General features: G+C 64.4%; 21 protein-coding genes and 2 tRNA genes. 7 read left to right on the top strand and 16 right to left on the bottom strand.

Translation table 11 applies throughout. The features are described 5' to 3' along the window. Positions 1–46 precede the first annotated feature (46 nt). The 4 genes from DID96_RS03670 to DID96_RS03655 form a co-directional block, all read right to left on the bottom strand. A complete protein-coding gene (locus tag DID96_RS03670) occupies positions 47–469 on the bottom strand; it encodes a hypothetical protein (protein WP_185732164.1) in 423 nt (140 codons plus the stop codon). 315 nt (positions 470–784) lie between these two features. Then, the gene (locus DID96_RS03665; protein ID WP_124597899.1) at positions 785–1,840 is read right to left on the bottom strand and encodes a permease; all 1,056 of its coding nucleotides are present in this window, start codon (positions 1,838–1,840) and stop codon (positions 785–787) included. Beyond that, the gene (mnmH, locus tag DID96_RS03660; protein WP_124597898.1) at positions 1,837–2,946 is read right to left on the bottom strand and encodes a tRNA 2-selenouridine(34) synthase MnmH; all 1,110 of its coding nucleotides are present in this window, start codon (positions 2,944–2,946) and stop codon (positions 1,837–1,839) included. The genes DID96_RS03665 and mnmH overlap by 4 nt, the downstream gene beginning before the upstream one ends. Before the next feature lie 64 nt (positions 2,947–3,010). After that, positions 3,011–3,964, bottom strand: coding sequence for a LysR substrate-binding domain-containing protein (locus tag DID96_RS03655; protein WP_124597897.1), 954 nt, complete (start codon positions 3,962–3,964; stop codon positions 3,011–3,013). Positions 3,965–4,182: 218 nt separating this feature from the next. On the opposite strand from DID96_RS03655, the gene DID96_RS03650 reads away from it, so the two are divergent. Further along, positions 4,183–5,604: a M20 family metallopeptidase gene (locus DID96_RS03650; protein WP_124597896.1), complete on the top strand. Its 1,422-nt coding sequence runs from the start codon at positions 4,183–4,185 to the stop codon at positions 5,602–5,604. Positions 5,605–5,671: 67 nt separating this feature from the next. Beyond that, positions 5,672–6,958, top strand: a complete 1,287-nt coding sequence (locus DID96_RS03645; protein WP_124597895.1) for an MFS transporter — start codon at positions 5,672–5,674, stop codon at positions 6,956–6,958. Between the two features lie 90 nt (positions 6,959–7,048). Here DID96_RS03645 and DID96_RS03640 read toward each other — a convergent pair whose 3' ends face one another. Both DID96_RS03640 and DID96_RS03635 read right to left on the bottom strand, forming a co-directional pair. Next, entirely contained in the window at positions 7,049–8,101 is a 1,053-nt protein-coding gene (locus DID96_RS03640; protein WP_124597894.1) for an NADP(H)-dependent aldo-keto reductase, read from the bottom strand. 210 nt (positions 8,102–8,311) lie between these two features. After that, complete coding sequence (locus tag DID96_RS03635; protein ID WP_124597893.1) at positions 8,312–8,749, bottom strand: PaaI family thioesterase; 438 nt, start codon at positions 8,747–8,749, stop codon at positions 8,312–8,314. A 181-nt stretch (positions 8,750–8,930) separates the two neighbouring features. Here DID96_RS03635 and DID96_RS03630 point away from each other — a divergent pair, with 181 nt between their 5' ends. Then, positions 8,931–9,422 (top strand): helix-turn-helix domain-containing protein, encoded by a 492-nt coding sequence (locus DID96_RS03630; RefSeq protein ID WP_124597892.1) that lies wholly within the window; start codon positions 8,931–8,933, stop codon positions 9,420–9,422. A gap of 176 nt (positions 9,423–9,598) precedes the next feature. Here DID96_RS03630 and DID96_RS03625 read toward each other — a convergent pair whose 3' ends face one another. The 3 genes from DID96_RS03625 to DID96_RS03615 form a co-directional block, all read right to left on the bottom strand. Then, positions 9,599–9,829: a hypothetical protein gene (locus DID96_RS03625; protein WP_124597891.1), complete on the bottom strand. Its 231-nt coding sequence runs from the start codon at positions 9,827–9,829 to the stop codon at positions 9,599–9,601. 216 nt (positions 9,830–10,045) lie between these two features. Further along, the gene (locus DID96_RS03620; protein WP_124597890.1) at positions 10,046–10,519 is read right to left on the bottom strand and encodes a VOC family protein; all 474 of its coding nucleotides are present in this window, start codon (positions 10,517–10,519) and stop codon (positions 10,046–10,048) included. Positions 10,520–10,768: 249 nt separating this feature from the next. Then, the gene (locus DID96_RS03615) at positions 10,769–11,077 is read right to left on the bottom strand and encodes a phosphatidylserine/phosphatidylglycerophosphate/cardiolipin synthase (protein ID WP_124598041.1); all 309 of its coding nucleotides are present in this window, start codon (positions 11,075–11,077) and stop codon (positions 10,769–10,771) included. 726 nt (positions 11,078–11,803) lie between these two features. Between DID96_RS03615 and DID96_RS38790 the strand changes: the two genes are divergently transcribed. Both DID96_RS38790 and DID96_RS03605 read left to right on the top strand, forming a co-directional pair. Continuing rightward, positions 11,804–12,004, top strand: coding sequence for a hypothetical protein (locus tag DID96_RS38790; protein WP_260463793.1), 201 nt, complete (start codon positions 11,804–11,806; stop codon positions 12,002–12,004). Positions 12,005–12,045: 41 nt separating this feature from the next. Next, a complete protein-coding gene (locus tag DID96_RS03605) occupies positions 12,046–12,483 on the top strand; it encodes an N-acetyltransferase (protein ID WP_124597888.1) in 438 nt (145 codons plus the stop codon). 105 nt (positions 12,484–12,588) lie between these two features. On the opposite strand, the gene DID96_RS03600 is transcribed toward DID96_RS03605, so the two are convergent. Together DID96_RS03600 and DID96_RS03595 are read right to left on the bottom strand one after the other, a co-directional pair. Then, entirely contained in the window at positions 12,589–12,921 is a 333-nt protein-coding gene (locus DID96_RS03600) for a hypothetical protein (protein WP_124597887.1), read from the bottom strand. A 127-nt stretch (positions 12,922–13,048) separates the two neighbouring features. Beyond that, complete coding sequence (locus DID96_RS03595; RefSeq protein ID WP_124597886.1) at positions 13,049–13,393, bottom strand: hypothetical protein; 345 nt, start codon at positions 13,391–13,393, stop codon at positions 13,049–13,051. Positions 13,394–14,672: 1,279 nt separating this feature from the next. On the opposite strand from DID96_RS03595, the gene DID96_RS03590 reads away from it, so the two are divergent. Then, positions 14,673–15,092 (top strand): VOC family protein, encoded by a 420-nt coding sequence (locus DID96_RS03590; protein ID WP_124597885.1) that lies wholly within the window; start codon positions 14,673–14,675, stop codon positions 15,090–15,092. A 198-nt stretch (positions 15,093–15,290) separates the two neighbouring features. Here DID96_RS03590 and DID96_RS03585 read toward each other — a convergent pair. Further along, positions 15,291–15,367, bottom strand: a tRNA-Met gene (locus tag DID96_RS03585). 263 nt (positions 15,368–15,630) lie between these two features. Here DID96_RS03585 and DID96_RS03580 point away from each other — a divergent pair. Beyond that, positions 15,631–15,882 carry a hypothetical protein gene (locus DID96_RS03580; RefSeq protein WP_124597884.1) on the top strand — a complete coding sequence of 84 codons (252 nt, stop codon included), beginning with the start codon at positions 15,631–15,633 and terminating at the stop codon, positions 15,880–15,882. On the opposite strand, the gene DID96_RS03575 is transcribed toward DID96_RS03580, so the two are convergent. The 4 genes from DID96_RS03575 to DID96_RS03560 form a co-directional block, all read right to left on the bottom strand. Continuing rightward, positions 15,879–16,208 carry a hypothetical protein gene (locus DID96_RS03575; RefSeq protein ID WP_124597883.1) on the bottom strand — a complete coding sequence of 110 codons (330 nt, stop codon included), beginning with the start codon at positions 16,206–16,208 and terminating at the stop codon, positions 15,879–15,881. The genes DID96_RS03580 and DID96_RS03575 overlap by 4 nt on opposite strands. A 355-nt stretch (positions 16,209–16,563) precedes the next feature. Then, a tRNA-His gene (locus DID96_RS03570) sits at positions 16,564–16,639 on the bottom strand. A gap of 73 nt (positions 16,640–16,712) precedes the next feature. After that, positions 16,713–17,732, bottom strand: a complete 1,020-nt coding sequence (gene dusA, locus DID96_RS03565) for a tRNA dihydrouridine(20/20a) synthase DusA (protein WP_124597882.1) — start codon at positions 17,730–17,732, stop codon at positions 16,713–16,715. Between the two features lie 71 nt (positions 17,733–17,803). Then, on the bottom strand, positions 17,804–18,058 hold the full coding sequence (locus DID96_RS03560; protein ID WP_124597881.1) for a hypothetical protein: 255 nt from the start codon (positions 18,056–18,058) through the stop codon (positions 17,804–17,806). Positions 18,059–18,110: the final 52 nt, after the last annotated feature.

The following is an 18,110-nucleotide window of genomic DNA, read 5'->3' as shown; positions in this document are numbered from 1 at the left end:
GCTCGCGGGCCTCATGCGGCCCCTTATGCGGCCCCGCATGCGTGCATTACTCGTCGTCGTCGCTCCACGGAATCTCGACGTCTGTCAGGAACGCGACCGTCGCGAGCGGGCCGCCCTCGTGGCGGCCGAGCTTGCCGTCGGCGCGATGCCATTCGATCCGGAACTGCGTGCCCGGATCGTCCGCCACCAGATAGACCGAGCGCAGCTCTTCCGGATCCGCTTCCTCGATCGGGCCGTCGAACGACACGAGCATCTTCTGCGGCCACAGACCATTGACCGGATCGTAGACGCGATCGCCCTGCGGAATGTCGATGCTGGCTTCGACGCCGATCGTCGCGGACGCCTCGACGATCATCGTGCCAAGTGCGCTCAGCACGGCAGTCGCGCGCGCCGAATTGGCCTGACGAATCGCGAGATCGCCGCGCGTCAGCGCCTTTTCGAGTCGAGGATGAATCTTGGGTTGGGTCATGCGTTTTCCTGATTGCTTCTTGTGAGTGGCGCCGCACGCACGATGCGGCGGCGCCGGATGAATATGACGATTACTTTGCCGGTCCGCGCGGCGCGGACTCGGCGCTCCTGACTGCACGCCGCAAACCGCCCGGCCCGGGCCCGATGCCCTGGCTCTCGCGTTCGCGAACGGCTGCCTGATCGGTTGTCTTCGATGACATGCCGTCCTGCCGGGCGATCGTGGCGACGCTTCCGGGTCATGCGCGCCGATCTGGCACCCCCGTCGGGATTCAGCCGTACCACGCACGGTGCCTGACCGCTCCGACGACGCGCGCCGCTAGAACCCCAACGCGATCGCGAGCAGCCCGCCGACGATCCCGAACACGACGACGAGCGCCGTGACGATCGCCAGCATGGTTGGCTTGAACGAGCGCGCGAGCATCGCGAGCGACGGCACGCTGACCGGCGGCAACGTCATCAGCAGTGCACCGGCCGGACCGACGCCCATGCCGAGCGACAGCATCGCCTGGATGATCGGCACCTCGCCCGCCGTCGGAATCACGAACAGTGCGCCGACGACCGCGAACGCGACGATCCAGCCGAGGTGGTTGCCGATTTCCGGGCCAATGTGCGGGAACAGCCACGCGCGGGCCGCGCCGAGCAGCAGCACGAGCACGATGTACTCGGGCACGAGGCGCGCCGTCATCCGAGCGAGGAGCTTGATCCAGCGCACGAACGCGTTGCCGGCCGCCGCCTGTTCGGCCACCAGCGCCGCGAGCCGGTTGTCGTCGATCCGGTCGTCGGGGCGCGCGATGCGGTTCAGCAGGTAGCCGATCCCGAACACCATCGCGATGCCGAGCACGAGCCGCAGCGCGCTCCAGTGCCAGCCGAGCACGAAGCCCATGAACACCAGCGCGGCCGGGTTCAGCACGGTATTGCCAAGCCAGAACGCGACCGCGCCACCCGGCGACGCGTGCCGCTCGCGCAGGCCAGCGACGACGGGCGCCGCGCAGCAGGTGCACATCATCCCCGGCAGCGACAGCAGGCCGCCTGCGGCAACGCTGCCGAAACCCGTCTTGCCGAGCACGCGCGCGACCCAGTGCGCGGGCAGCAGCGCCTGCACCGCGGAGCCGAGCAGCAGGCCGAGCACCATCGCTTGCCAGATCGCCTTGCCATACGCCCACGCGTAGTCGAGCGCGGCTTTCAGCGACGGTTCGGGCGCCGCCGACGACGCGCCCATCAGGATCGACTGGCCGATCGAGTGATGCCCGGCGGCGACGAATGCCTTGTTGTAATACGGAAACCATTTCACATAGAACAGTCCCGAGACCGCAATCAGCAGGAAGGTCATCCAGCCGAGCGCCGGATTGGGTCGAGTGCGTGTGTTCTTCATGTTCCGGCCTGACGATCTGGAGTGGGCGCCGCGCTGGCTGCCGTCGCCGGCAGGCCCGACTGCGCGAGTTGCGCGAGCAGCGCACTCGCCTGTTCGCGGGCGTCGCCCGCATTCGGCCGGAACTGGAACGTGAGCGCCCGGTTCGGCTTGCCGAAATGCTCGCGGTAGGTCCGCGCATAGGCAGGGTCGTAATGCCGGTCGATCAGTTCGCCAAACAACTCGGCACGCGCATCCGCATCGATCATTGCGCCCCAGCGGGCGATCTGTTCGCGGCTGTGCAGGCCGATCAGCCGTGCGAGCTGCGCCCTGAACGCATCCGGCGCGTCGAACAGGTGGCCGTAATCGTCGAGCAGGAACGCGATGCGCTCGTCGCGCGCGGCGTCGACCTGGACCCACGGCCCTGTCTGGATCGCCTGCAGCAGCGCGAGCGGCAACTGCACGAGGCCGATCTTGCGGCTCTCGGATTCGACGAATACCGGCCAGGCCGGATCGAAGCGCTCGAGCGCCTCGACGAGCGCCGAGTCGAATGACTTCTGCGTCGGCTGCGGCACGCCCGGCAGCGCACCGAGCAGCGAGCCGCGATGGCATGCGAGCGCCTCGAGATCGAGCGTCTGTGCGCCTGCGTCATGCAGCGCCTGCAGCAGCCGCGTCTTGCCGCAGCCCGTGTGGCCGACGAGCGCGATATAGCGCAACCGCGCGGGCAGCGCGTCGAGCGACGCGCAGACCGAACGGCGGTATGCCTTGTAGCCGCCGTCGAGCTGACGCGCCTGCCAGCCGATCAGGTTGAACCACGTCGTCATCGAGCCCGAGCGCTTGCCGCCGCGCCAGCAGTAGATCAGCGGCCGCCAGTTGCGTGGCCGGTCGGCGAACGTCGTGTCGAGGTGACGGGCGATGTTGCGCGCGACGATCGCCGCGCCGACGCGCGTCGCCTCGTACGGCGACACCTGCCGGTACATCGTGCCGACGAGCACGCGCTCTTCGTTGCTGAGCACGGGCGCGTTCAGCGCGCCGGGGATGTGATCCTCGGCGAATTCGAGCGGCGTGCGCACGTCGATGATCTCGTCGAACTCGCCGGCGCGATCGAGGGTGACTATCAGGTTCTTCAATTTGGCGTCAAACGGAGGCGGCGCGACGTCGCGTGCCGCATGGGCGCAGAGGGCGGATCGCTGATTATCTCACGCGGCGGGCCGGCGGGCGTCGCGCGGGCGACGGCCCCGCCGGCACCGCCGTGATCGCGCCGATCAGATGATCGCGGAACGCGCGCACCGAGGCCGGCAGATCGCGCCCCGCCATCGTCTGCACCTGGATGCTGCGCTCGCGCAGTTGCGGGTTCGACACCGGCACCACGACGAAGCCGTCCGCGTCGCAGCGGTCGCGCACCGACAGCAGGCCGGTGAACATCACGGCGCCCGTATGCTGCGCGTAACGGTACATCGACGCCGTATTGTTGCTCGTCAGCTCGGGCTCGAGCAGCAGCCCGTCGAGCGCACATGCGATGTCGATCAGCTGGCGCACGGTGGTGCCGGCCTCGGGCAGCACATGGGGGTAATGCGCGACGTCGGCGAGCGACACCGTGTCACGCGCCGCGAGCGGATGATCGCGGCGCACCAGCGCGTAGATCGGCGCGCGCTCGGTGTGCTCGACGCGCACGCCCTTCTCCGGCGCGAGGCTGAAGGTCAGCGCGACATCCGCGTCGCCATCGCGCACGCGCCGCGTCGCGTCGGCCGGCGACACGACCCACACCGAGAAGTCGACGCCCGGATGGCGCGCCTTGAAGCTCGCGAGCGCGCCCGGCAGGAAATCGATCGCAAACCCCTCCGAACACGCGATCTTCAGCAGGCTGCCGTGCAGCGCGTCGAGCCCGCCGATCTCCTTCATCACGTGCTCGGCCTCGAGCAGGCTGCGCTGCGCGAAGCTCAGCAGCCGCTCACCCGCCTCCGACAAGGCCATGCCGCGCGGCCGCCGCTCGAACAGCGGCGTGCCCAGATCGCTTTCGAGCTTCGCGATCTGGCGGCTGACCGCCGACACCGCGACGTGCAGCCGCGCCGACGCGTCGCTGAGCGAACCGGTGCGCGCCACTTCGACGAAATACCGCAATCCGAGGCCGTGCAGGAAAGCCGCCATTGTTCTGTCCCCTGGCCGCCGGTGGCGGTCCCGTTTTGCCTTTTCGGCAAGGAAAGGTTCGAAATTCGATCATTGTGACAAATAAAACGGCTTTCTAGAATCGATCGCATTTCAGGCCACCAGCATCCACGGCCTGCCACCGGACAGCTTTGCATGCGACTCGTGTGCGAAGCATGAGACCAGAGCAAGCGCTGAAGCGCTAACACAGGAGACACGTCTTGAGCCGCACCGCCGCCATCCAGCACGCGCATAACCAGTTCGAATCCGGGGCGTTCTTCGCAACCCTCAGCCGCCGCGTCAACCTGCGCACCGAAAGCCAGGAAAGCGGTTCGGCCGCCGCGTTGCGCGCGTACCTGACCGACGAGATCGCACCCGAGGCCGAACGCCTCGGTTTCGCGATCCGCTTCGCGGACAACCCCGTCGACGGCGGCGGCCCGTTCCTGATCGCGTCGCGGCACGAGGACGACACACTGCCGACCGTGCTGATTTACGGCCACGGCGACGTCGTGCGCGGCTACGACGCGCAATGGCGCGCGCCGCTGTCGCCGTGGTCGCTGACCGTCGACGGCGACCGCTGGTACGGCCGCGGCAGCGCCGACAACAAGGGCCAGCACTCGATCAACCTCGCAGCGCTCGCAAGCGTGCTGGCTGCACGTGGCGGCCGGCTCGGCTTCAACGCGAAGCTGCTGATCGAAATGGGCGAGGAAACCGGCTCGCCTGGCCTCGACGCACTGTGCCGCCGCGAGCGCGACGCGCTGGCCGCCGACGTGCTGATCGCATCCGACGGACCGCGCATCGCCGCCGACCGGCCTACCGTGTTCCTCGGCTCGCGCGGCGCCGTCAATTTCAGGTTGAGCCTGCGCGCGCGCGATGGCGCGCATCATTCGGGCAACTGGGGCGGGCTGCTGCGCAACCCGGCGATCGTGCTTGCACACGCGCTGGCGAGCCTCGTCGACGCGCGCGGCGCGATCCGCGTCGCCGGCCTGCGTCCGCCGCCGATTCCCGCCGCCGTGCGCGACGCGCTCGCCGATCTGACGGTCGGCGGCGAGCCCGGCGACCCGACGATCGACGCGGACTGGGGCGAACCGGGTCTCAGCGCCGCAGAGCGCGTGTTCGGCTGGAACACGCTCGAGATCCTCGCGTTCAAGGCCGGCAACCCCGAGCACCCCGTCAACGCGATCCCGCCCGCCGCTCATGCGCACTGCCAGCTGCGCTTCGTCGTCGGCACCGACTGGGAAGCGCTGCACACGCACCTGCGCGCGCACCTCGACGCGCATGGCTTCGCCGACGTCGACGTCGACGTCGAGCGCGGCGCGCCGGCGACACGCCTGCCGCCCGACGATCCGTGGGTGCGCTGGGCCGTCGCGTCGCTCGCGCGCACGACCGGCAAGAAGCCCGCGATCCTGCCGAACCTCGGCGGCACGCTGCCGAACGAAGTGTTCTCCGACACGCTCGGGCTGCCGACGCTCTGGGTACCGCACTCGTATCCCGCGTGCGCGCAGCACGCGCCGGACGAGCACCTGCTCGGCAGCGTCGTGCGCGAGGGTCTCCGGATGATGGCGGGACTCTTCTGGGATCTCGGCGAACACCCGCCGTCCTGGCATCGTGCCGCACTCGATGCCACCGGCGCCGGCCACTGACTCGACGCGGCCGTCGAGATTTCATGCATCGCCAGTCGTCCACACCTCCACCGGACACGCACACACGATGACCACCACTACGCTGACCACTCCTGAAGTCGTCCGCCCGAGCGCCGCGAAGATCCGGCGCATCATCCTCGCCGCGTCGATCGGCAACGCGCTCGAATGGTTCGACCTGATCGTCTACGGTTTCTTCGCGGTGACGATCGCGAAACTGTTCTTCCCCGCGACGAGCGAAGCGACGTCGCTGCTACTCACGCTCGGTACGTTCGGACTGTCGTACCTGATCCGGCCGATCGGCGGCTTCGTGCTCGGCGCGTACGCGGACCGCGCCGGACGCAAGGCATCGCTGCTGCTGTCGATCGGGATGATGATGGGCGGCACGCTGCTGATCGCGGCCATGCCGACCTATGCGTCGATCGGCATCCTCGCGCCGCTCGGGATCATGCTGTCGCGCCTGATGCAGGGCTTCTCCGCGGGCGGCGAGTTCGCGAGCTCGACCGCGTTCCTCGTCGAGCACGCGCCGCAGCGGCGCGGCTTCATGTCGAGCTGGCAGTTCGCGAGCCAGGGGCTCGCGACGCTGCTCGCATCAGGTTTCGGCGCGCTGCTGACGAGCACGCTGACGCCCGCGCAGCTCGAGAGCTGGGGCTGGCGCGTGCCGTTCCTGTTCGGTCTCGCGATCGGGCCGGTCGGCCTGTACATCCGCCGCTACGTCGACGAAGGCGTCGAGTTCAAGACGCAAGCCCGTTCGGAGGCGCCCGTGCGCGAGCTGTTCGCGGGCCAGAAGATGCGCGTGCTGCTCGCGATCGGCGCACTCGTGATCTCGACCGCGGTCAACTACATGGTGCTGTACATGCCGACTTACGCGATCAAGCAGCTCGGCCTGCCCGCATCGACCGGCTTTGCGGCGACGCTCGCGACCGGCTTCGTGCTGACGCTCGTCACGCCGCTCGTCGGCCACTGGTCGGATCGCACCGGGCGGATCCGCGTGATGACGGTCGCGGCGCTGCTGTTGTTCGTCACCGTCTGGCCGACGTTCGCGTGGCTCACGCATCATGCGTCGTTCGCGACGATGCTTGCCGCGCTGATCTGGATCGGCGCGCTGAAGGCAATGTATTGCGGCGCGCTGCCCGCGTTGATGGCGGAACTGTTCCCGGCGCAGACGCGCGCGACGGGGCTTGCGGTCAGCTACAACACGGGCGTCACGCTGTTCGGCGGCTTCGCGCCGTTCGTCATCACGTGGCTCATCAGCGCAACCGGAAACCGCCTGTCGCCGGCGCTCTACCTGATGGGCTGTGCGCTACTGAGTCTCGCGGCATTGTTCGTCGCGCGCACGCGGCTGCGGATGCGCTGATCGACGCGGTCGACGCGGTCGTCACGGCCCGCGCGGCGATGCGCGCTGCGGGCCGTGACAGGTGTCGAGACGTCGATTACGGAACGTCCCTTACGGGGCGGGGTTCGGCTGCAGTTCGTGCAGCGCGTCGATCTCGGCGAGGATCTCGTCAGACAGCTTGACGTCGACGCTGCCGATGTTCTCCTTCAATTGCTCGAGCGAAGTCGCGCCGATCAGGTTGCTGGTCAGGAACGGACGGCTGTTGACGAACGCGAGCGCGAGCTGCGCAGGCGACAAGCCGTGCCGCTTCGCGAGCGCGACGTAGCGCGACGTCGCCGCGACCGCCTGCGGCTTGCTGTAGCGCTGGAAGCGCTCGAACAGCGTGATGCGCGCGCCGGCCGGACGCGCGCCGTTCTCGTACTTGCCGGACAGCCAGCCGAACGCGAGCGGCGAATACGCGAGCAGGCCGACGCCGTCGCGGTGCGTGAATTCCGACAGCCCGTTCTCGAACGTCCGGTTCAGCAGGCTGTACGGATTCTGGATGCTGGCGATGCGCGGCAGCCCGAGCTTCTCAGCCGCGCGCAGGAATTGCGCGACGCCCCATGGCGTCTCGTTCGACACGCCGATCGCGCGCACCTTGCCTGCCCTGACGAATTCCGCGAGCACGCCGAGCGTTTCCTCGATCGGCACCGTGTATGCGTCGTCGACCCACGGATACGCGGGACGGCCGAACGTCGTCGTGCTGCGGTCCGGCCAGTGGAGCTGGTAGAGGTCGACGTAGTCGGTTTGCAGGCGCTTGAGGCTGCCGTCGAGCGCCTCGGTCAGGTTCTTGCGGTCGAACTGGTTGCCTTCGCCGCGAATGTGGCGCGGGTTGTGCGGCTGCCGCGCGGGGCCGGCAATCTTCGTCGCGAGCACGATCCTGTCGCGCAGCGCGCGATGCTGCGCAAGCCAGGTGCCGATGTATTGCTCGGTGCGCCCCTGGGTTTCGGGCTTCGGCGGCACCGGATACATTTCCGCTGCGTCGATCAGCGTGACGCCTTGCGCAATCGCATAGTCGAGCTGCTCGTGCGCGTCGCGCTCCGAGTTCTGCTCGCCCCAAGTCATCGTACCGAGACCGATCAGGCTGACTTCGATGCCCGAATCGCCAAGTGTGCGGTATTCCATGCTGTTCCTGTCGCGTCGGTGGAAAGCAGGAAAGCTATCACGTTGAAGCGTCTGCTTCAGACCGGCGCCGCAATCGCTTACAAGCGGCCTTCGAGAACAAATGCGACGTTCCGGAGCCGGTGCGAGCCGGCCCGCCCACCTCGCCGCTTCGGCAGCGCACACGCCGGGTCCAACGGACACCCACCCTTCCCGCGTCGCCGCCCCGCTCGGTCACTGCGGTCGCTGAATGAAACAGGTCGCCGACGCGTGCGCGACGATCTTGTCGTCCGGCGTCTTCAGCGTGCCTTCGGCGACGCCGAGCGAGCGCGACAGATGAATCACGCGGCCCTCCGCGATCAGGTCGACGTCGCGCGGCACGGGCCGCAGCATCTTCACATGCAGGTCGATCGTGCCATAGCCGATGCCCGCGTCGAGCATCGAATGCACCGCGCAACCGGTGACCGAATCGAGCACCGTCGCCGCGAATCCGCCATGCACGCCGCCGAGCGGGTTCAGGTGCCGGCCGTCGGCGCGCGCCGACATCTTCACGTAGCCGAGTTCGACCGCCACGAATTGCATCGGAACGGTTTCGGAGATCGACGCGCGCGGCACGTCGCCCGTCGCGGCCGCGCGCAACAGTTCCAGACCGGACATGGAAAGCGGATTCATCGGGTGTCTCCTGATGGCAAGCGCGTTGCCGCGCGAGTAAGTTCCAGCTAGTCAGTTCCAAATTGGAACTGATTATTCACAACGGAAAACCAGCTGTCAATGCCGGCGCCGGCCGATGCATCCGAGGGTCGGTTCTATAATCGAACCCGCTCTTTCCTGAACCGACTCACGGAGCCCGACGATGAAATGGGATGACATCGGCTCGCTGAACTGCTCGGTCGCGCGCACGCTCGCCGTGCTCGGCGACCGCTGGACCATGCTGATCCTGCGCAACGCGTTCCTCGGCTGCCGCCGCTTCGATGCGTTCCAGGCGCAGCTCGGGCTGACCCGCCACGTGCTGGCCGAACGTCTCGCCCGCCTCGTCGACGAAGGTGTCTTCGTCAAGCGCGCATATCAGGAGCGCCCGCCGCGCTTCGAATACCGGCTGACCGAGAAAGGCCGCGACCTCTACCCCGCGCTGCTCGCGCTGATGGCGTGGGGCGACCGCTGGAAGGACGATGGTCAGGGAGCACCGCTGCAGCTGCGCCATCGCACCTGCGGTCACCTGATGCACGCGGTCGCGGTGTGCTCGGCGTGCGGCGAACCGCTCGATCCGCGCGACGTGCAGCCCGAGGCAGGCCCGGGATGGGTCGGGTCGGTCGCATCGGAGGCGTCGGGCGCGCCGCGCGAGTAACGTGTTCGCTTGAAAAACCGATCGGCATCGTGTGTCGCACGACGACACGACCGCCAGCAGCCCCTGCACACGATCGATGATCGCCGACTGTCGAACGGCGATCAAGCTGGCCGGACGGCCAACGATTCCCGGCCCTCACGCGCGCGGCGCGGTGACGACGTGCGGCGCCGATTCGCTCAATGAAGCCCGCCCGCTTGTCCGGCGGCGGCGTTGGTCCGCGACACCAGCAACGCGCAGTCGCGCTGGCTCTGCTGCGCGCCGCTCGCCGGATGCCCGCCCGGACCGGCTGCATCGATCATTGCGACGCTGCGAACGCAGGTCGCGTCGGCTGCGAGGAAAGTCTGAACCATCGGATAGAGGATGTAGAGCGCCAGAGCGAGATACCCGGCGTACAGAAATCGAACCATGTGGCGTTGTCGTGGACAGATCAATTCGCCCTGTTTACGGCACCGCGACGCGCGACTTGAGGCCACGCTCAAAGCACGCGCACGAGTGCGATGCACGCGCCCGAGCCTGCATGCGCCGCCCGCGTGCGCGCCGCCGGCCTCCCGCAGCCGCATGATGCCGCGGCGCGGAATGCGCGATATGTTCGCGCGCGATCCACGCCGCTCTTGCAAGACCGCTCAGCCGCCGCACCCCGGCGCGCTCGCCATCGCTTCGGCAATCTGTTCCGGCGTCAGGTCGCGCTGGTGCGTCGCGAGCGACCAGCGATGCCCGAACGGATCCTCGACCTGACCATAGCGATCGCCCCAGAACATGTCCGCCGCCGGCATCTTGAGCGTCGCGCCGGCCGCGACTGCCTGCGCGATCGCCGCGTCGACGTCCGGCACGAACAGATGAAGCACGACCGGCGTGCCTTTCAGCACCTTCGGCCCGAGCGCGCCATGCTCGGGCATCTCGTCGACGAGCATCAGCGCCGAATCGCCGATGGTCAGGCAAGCGTGCGCGAGCATCCCGTTCGGAACCTGCAGCCGGAACAGCTCGACGGCGTTGAACGCGCGCTTGTAGAACTCGATCGCATCGGCGGCGCCGGCGCAGATCAGATGAGGGGTCAGTGTACGCATCCCTTCGGGGATCGGTTTGACGGACGTGGACATGAGCATCGCTCCTTCGGTCGGTTGTCGGTTTGTAAGGCGAGGCGTGGCGCACGACGCGTACGCCTCCGACGATACGACGGACGAGCGGATGCGGAATCGACATGTCGGGCCAAAGATTTTTTGACCGACGCGACGGAAAGCGAATCGACGTCATGCACCATCACGCGAGGCGGCGTTGCGCCGCGTCCCTTCTTGCGCTCTGTCGGAATGTTGTTCTGATTCTCGTTTCGACGATGCGTCGCGCACCGTTCAGATCTGCGGAAGATCCCTGAGCGTGCGAGCCTCTCTCGTTGCATCCACATCGAGCTCGATGCCTTCAGTGGCGTCGCGATAGACGACGCGCTTCAATTTCGGTCCCACCGCATGATTTCCCGACGCGTCGAAGATCACATTGACATCGTCGCCTCCGACGACGGCACGCACCACCTCCGCGACCGGCGCTTCACGAGGCGCTGCGACCCACGCATGGCCCGCGGCATTCACCTGCCCCCATCGCACGTGGGTCACGCGTCCAGTGCGTGGATCGATTCTGACGCCATTCACTGCGAACACCGACATCGGGACCTCCCTGAACTCGTTTGCGGGCGATACGCGTGGATCGATCATCTCCGAATCCCGGCGCGCTTGTCCAGCGCGAATCCGCACGGGTGCGCGCAGCAGTGACTCGCTCGGCCACGCACCCGGCGCTATCGAGCTGCCGTGCTGGCTCGGCGGGAGTGCCGGCCGTCTGCAAAAAAAATCCCGACAGCACGAGATGCGCTGTCGGGACCAAGGCATTGCCGACACGACATCGACAATGGGCCTAAGTACAAGCCTAGGCACGAGGATCGTTACGCACACATGTTATGCGAATGAAAGAATGTTTCGGAATGGCACAATCCGCCAAACACCTGTTCGAATCGGTCAAGACGGCCGGTGAGACGGCCATGCGCCCGTTCGCGATTCGCGAGTCAGACACGATGCGATCGGCAGGCGGCGCGCATCATCGTGCGGCACGCTGTCGAACGAGAATGCCGATTCGTGTACGAATGGGTGAACGACGACCACCACGCTTGCCGTGGCACCCGATATGGCCGTATCCGACAGCATCTTGGTACTGGCGCTCGCCCATCGCATACCTTAGTCTATGGATTCCTTCGGCAAGCGTCAGCAAGCACAATGAGCATCTCGGGTCCGAGTCTCACCACAGCGATCGTATGCCGGGATTCATGCATATGGTTCTCCGCTTACCAATTCGGATGGGGCTATGGGGCCTACGCCTTACCAAGCACGATCATTTGCAGCGTGCTTGGCGCCGCCGACACCACCCCACCGCAATTGCTATTGGCGTTTGAACTGGGCAAGCAAAAAATCCTGCGCGCCGTCACGCGTCGCGGACCGGCCGCACGCGGCGAGCGCGTGTATCTCGACGTCTGCGATTTTCGCTTCGAGCGAACCGGCTCACCTGGCTCGATAGCCGAGGTTGCAATCTCGTCTGCCGGATAGCGCGCGAGCATCGCGCAGGCCGCGTCGACGTCGTTCGTGTCATGAACCGACCAATCACCTTGCAGGCCGCATCTTCGGCCGACATGCCGTTTCTCCTGAACCTTCGCAAGCTCACGATGACCGTGCATTTGCTGCGTGTCGGCCTGCCTGTCGACGACGAAGCACACGACCAGCGCATCCGGTCGCACTTCGAAGACGCGAGGATCATCTGCGAAGGAACTGAACGTATCGGGCTTCTTAAACTGAGTCGCGCCATTGACGAATGGCACTTGCACCAGATTCAGATACTGCCCGATCATCAAGGAAAAGGCGTTGGGAGACTCGTGCTATGCACCGTCCTCGAGGAGGCAAGACTCGAACGCGTGCCTGTCTCCCTGAGCGTCGTTCGTGGAAATCCGGCGCGGCGCCTCTATGAGCAACTTGGCTTCCGCCCCGTCGCCGAGACATCGATCGATGCGAAGCTGATGTGGCATCCGTGAAGGTGCCTGACGTGCAAGCTTGCCTGGGCGTTGATCGGGAAATTCAACCAACCCGTTTCAGGGCGCTGTTGTCAGCGTCTGATTGCGACAGACGGATGGGGCTTGCTATACGCCCTCCAACATGCCCGGCCAGACCTCGGCGGTCTCGTCGAACGTGCCGTATTCGTGATTGCCGCTGACGCCAAACCAACCGTTTTTGATGGCGTGGCTGATTGCCCTTCGGCAGATTTCCTCGAGTCCGTCACTTTTCGCGCGGGTCCAGAGTTTCCCAGGCAACGGAATGCTGAACCAGGTATCACTGAAATCGTCGAATGCGCTGAATTGAATATTGGTCGGAAAGCAATCGTCTCTACATACGACACCGACATGGAATCCACGCGCATAGCCGTTGACGTCCACTTCGAAGAGATAACCTGGTGCGAAGAGTTCGATCATCATTCTGGTCACCTGTATTCACGTCGTGGTGATCGTAGCAGCAGGGATCAGCATACTTTTATCAAAAGCTAGTCCGCAGACGCCAACCTCTATGTCATCAAGCAGCAGCCAGGTGGCCGCCCCCACTCGTTTACGCGCGCCTCAGCACACCAGGCCAACACTCGGCGATCTCGTTGAACACGACGTCGTACTCACGATGGCCGCTGACGTCGAACCAACCATTGCGGAGGGCTTGGCTGATTGCCTTGCGGGAGACAACCTCCAGGCCGCCCTCTTTCGCGGGACGCCAGAGTTCGGCGGGCAAATGGATACCGAACGAGGTTCGACGAATGCCGCTGCTATCGGCAAACTCGTTGAAGTGAATGCTGGTGGGATATGAATCGTGCCGACACACGACGTCGACATGAAACTTTCGCGGGTCGCCGTCGATGTCAATTTCGCAAACGTAACCCGCAGCAACGAGTTTGGTCGTCACCCTGCTCCCCTTCATTCCAGTCGAGGCGATCGTAGCATTGGAGAACGAGTAATATGTCTCAAAAGCTAGTCGGGTTAAGCCATCGTTGGTGGCGGCCGACACTACCTCGTTGCCCGGATAGCACCCTTCCTTGAACGCAGTCACGCTGGCGAAGATCTATCTGGCTGCCATGTATTTCGGAATGCATATAAACTGCAATGCTCGTCGATGTCGTGACATTCAATGCAATTGGGTTACTTGATAGGGGAACCCAGTTCGTACACGAATTGACAAGCAGCGTGTGGACGGCTTGTATGGCGCCCGCATTTTTTGATTTGAGGATACGATCGGCGATCGATCAAAAAAACCCGGCAGCCGGAGCCGCCGGGACAATCACCCGCTGTCTGTCGCCGTCCTAGCGGGAGGGTCATAGCACGAAATCCGCGCCAGAGGACGCTGAGAGGTTGAGATCGATGCTATCGCCGAAGAAATGGTGCGATCCGCCAAGCTTGTGGTCATTTCAGCCATCGTGGCCTTTTGACAGACAACCTGGATCATGACTGACCAGAACGAAAAAAGCCCGCTCTCAGGGGGTGAGAGCGGGCAAGTGTTTGGCACACCTCTGGCACGAGCTGTGTCAAAAGAAGATAACGGCATCCCCGCGGACAACCTTAGCCTCGGGAAAACCCGCACTCCCGAACAGGATGGTCGGGTCGCAGCAGACAGAAGCACCGCCCGCTGGTACTCGGGCGGTTTCGAATTCCGCTGCAACGACGGTGCCCCCTTGCACGCCGTCTTCGCGACGAACTGCTACGACCGGGAGGCCATTGGCTAAGCCGTGACCGCCGGTGGTTACAGCGGCGACATGGTGCGCAGCGTGATGCTTCAGACGGTCGAAACCCCTTACACCGCGCGTGGCGAACTGACGGCGAAATCGAGCGGCTGAGCGACAATGGTTCCTGCTGCATTGCCGACCAGACGCTAACGTTCTCGCAGCAAACTTTTCCGAAGCCGGTCACGAAATCCGCCAGGAATCGAAATGAACAGGATTGCTAAGCGCCTCGTCAAAACGATGAAGCCTGACTTCGCTTCCCGGACGCCTGTCAAGACAGCGCGCGTACAGCGCTTACGAACATCAAGCATTGGCACGGGACGCTCCGGCATGCTCCCGTCGGACGGTCGACCATGCGAAACGTCCTCCCGAAGCCTTTGACCGCATGCGTGCATACTGTTCCTGCCGTACTGCAGCGAAGCTACCGTGGCTGAATGAGCCGTCACCGATGATGATGCAGAGACAAATATGCCTAACTCACTCGTTCCTGAACTAGCCGTTTCCGATTGGCGCGTATCTCGGCGCTTCTATTGCGACATCGTCGGCTTCACTGTCGACTATGAACGAGCCGACGAAGGATTCTCTTATCTTCGTCTGGGTGAAGCCGAACTGATGATCGATCAAATTGGCCAAGGAAGGGACTTTGATGGTGGGCATCTGCCCGAAGCCTACCCCTTTGGCCGCGGCATGAACTTGCAAATCAGGGTCGCGGACGTGAGGGCCATAGAGGCATCGCTGAAAGCGAACGGTGCCCGATTCCTTCTTCCGATGGAAGAACGCTGGTATCGAGTGAACGATAGTGAATCTGGCAACAGGCAGTTTGTTGTCGCGGATCCAGATGGCTACCTCCTGCGCTTCTTCGAGAGCCTCGGAGTCCGTCGCCTTTGACCCGATCGATAGCGTTCGACCGCATCGTCGACATGCGTGGCCCATCACCTTTGATAAGCCTCGCACGGCGCCCCGCTACTCGGGCGCTGTGACAGCGCGCACCCAACGCAGACAACGTCGGGACACCAAAACAGCCAGATCAACTCCGGGTATGGAAACGAAAAAGCCCGCTTGCTTTCGCAGAGCGGGCTTCGATGTTGGTTGCGGGGATAGGATTTGAACCTATGACCTTCGGGTTATGAGCCCGACGAGCTGCCAGACTGCTCCACCCCGCGAACGAGAGTATATGGGTTTGGGCTCGTCAACGCAAGTATAAATACCGGCTTGCTTTCGCTTGAGGCTTGGCTTTCTGCCGACGCTCGCCTCCTCACGGAAAGATGTCTCATATTTGAGCGGCATCGATAATCCGGCAAGAACTGCACATCACCAGGTCACGGCTTGCACACACTCAAGCAACAGTCACGTTCTATCGCAAGGAATCGGAGACGATCACCCCTCGCTCGTGGCAATCGTCTGTGGGTGCGCGAGACGACTCTCGATGGCGAACATGTTCCTCGATATCTCCGGCGTGCACGTCGAGCGCCTGCAGGACATCAGCGAGGCGGACGCGCACGCCGAAGGCATGCGCGCATGGCGCACAACTGGCAGAGACGGCTACGACCATGACGGGGAGACCGCCCTCGAGCAATTTGCCGATCGGTGGAGCGACCTCAACTCTGTGCGCGGCTACGGATGGAACACGAATTCGTGGGTCTGGGTCATTGAGTTCGCAACGGTATACCCATGCTAAAGGTCACCCTCATCGATCTGGATCACGAACGCGTCGGCGACCTCAACAGGCCCGAGCGAGTTGTAGTGTCCGATACGATTCGCGACGATTTCTCGGACCCGCCCCTCGATCCGAGTCTGCTCGCTCGCATTGCTGTTTTCGTAACGATCGATTGCATCGGCATCAATCACGATTATCACGGGCGCGTTACGTCGCGGCGCGTCGTCGGGGCCAACAACCTCCCACTCGACGATAACGTGGTTGCTCCTGCTTCCCTCCTGAAATTCCACATCGGGCGGAAAGTCGTCATGCAGCACAAACTCCAACCATTCGGACTCGCGAGACATGTCAGCCTCCAGGAGGGCTTTTCGGGAATCCTAGCATGAGCGACTACCTCACCGCCCACGAACTGACCGACCTCATCGGCTGCAAACCGAACTGATGCTAACCAAGCACCCCGACTTTTTCTCGTTGCAGGACATTCGTCCCGCCTCGATGACGACGAAGCTCACGAAACGCGATGTCCACGCATACGATTTCGCGGCCCACGCGAATCCAGGCACAACGCATCGGCACTACGATCGACGGAAGGTGAAAGCCGCGGACGCGACAGAGTGAATTCCGAAATTGCGATTTCCGTTCCGAAATTCAGATCATGAAAAGCAAAACAGGCGCCGATGCGCCTGTTTTGTTTGAGAATTTTGGGGTGGCTGATGGGACTCGAACCCACGACGACAGGAATCACAATCCTGGACTCTACCAACTGAGCTACAGCCACCACTGTTACTGCGTCTTCTTCGCTGCGTTGCTTGCTCATCAGCAGCGGAGAAATGAGATTATATGGGGTCTCTTTATTCTTGCCAAGCGTTTTTTTCAAAAATTTCTTCGGCAGCGAAAAGATGCGCGCGCGCCTCGTCGAACACGGCCAGATCGGCGCGTGCGAGCTTCTTGTTGTCGGACAGCACACGCCGCCAGCCGCGCGCACCCGGCGCACCACGATACAACCCGAGCGCATGACGCACGATCGCACCGAGGTAGGTGCCACGCTTGAGTTCCGCCGCACAGTACTCGATCAACCGCGCTTCCGCTTCCTCGCGCGTCGGCGCCACGTCGCACGCGCCATAGAACCGCGCGTCGACGCCCGCGAGCAGATAGGGATTGTGATACGCCTCGCGGCCGAGCATCACGCCGTCGACATGTTCGAGATGCTGCGCGACCTCGTCGAGCGTCTTGATGCCACCGTTGATGACGATCTCCAGCGACGGAAAATCGCGCTTCAGCTGATACGCATAGTCGTACTTGAGCGGCGGGATCTCGCGATTCTCCTTCGGCGACAGCCCCTTCAGGATCGCGTTGCGCGCGTGCACAACGAACACCTCGCAGCCCGCTTCGGCCACCGTACCGACAAAGTCCCGCACGAATGCGTAGTCCTCGACCGAGTCGACGCCGATTCGATGCTTGACGGTCACCGGCACCGACACCACGTCGCGCATCGCCTTCACGCAATCGGCGACGAGTTGCGGCTCGTTCATCAGGCACGCGCCGAACGCGCCCCGCTGCACCCGCTCCGACGGACAGCCGCAGTTCAGGTTGATTTCGTCATAGCCCCATTGCTCGCCGAGCTTCGCCGCACGCGCGAGATCGTCCGGCTCGCTGCCGCCGAGCTGCAGCGCAACCGGCGATTCGCTCGGTGTGAATGCGAGATGCCGCTGCGCGTCGCCGAACAGCAGCGCGCCGGTCGTAATCATCTCCGTGTAAAGCCATGTATTGCGCGTGAGCGTGCGATGGAACGACCGGCAATGACGGTCGGTCCAGTCGAGCATGGGCGCCACGGACACGCGGCGAGGCGGAAGCGAAGACGAAACGGGCATGGAATTCGGGCAGCGAACGACGCAGAAACAACCCGGCATTCTACCGCAACGAGCGCCCTGCCTGCCCGACGCTACGCGTCGGCACCGCCAGCCAGCTCCTCGTCGACCGCGCGCCGCGCCGCGTCGAGCACGCGTTCGACGACCCGCCGCTCGGTCAGCACCAGCCCGTCGACCTTCACGAGCCGCCAGTCGATCCTCACCGCGTCGCCTTGCAGCACGCGGTAATGGACGTGCTCGCCGTCCCAGACCTGTTCGGTCTTCACTTCGATTTCGAAGCCGCGGTACGGCTCGCTGTAGTCGCCGAGGTCGCTACCCTTCAATTCCATCGCGCGCTCCGCCGAAATGCGACGCCCGGCGCACACCGCCACGCCTGCGCCG

The organism is Burkholderia sp. Bp8963 (assembly GCF_003854275.1).
Taxonomy (GTDB): Bacteria; Pseudomonadota; Gammaproteobacteria; order Burkholderiales; family Burkholderiaceae; genus Burkholderia.
The sequence above is the reverse complement of the archived record's forward strand: the minus strand, read 5'-3'. Positions and strand labels throughout refer to the sequence as shown.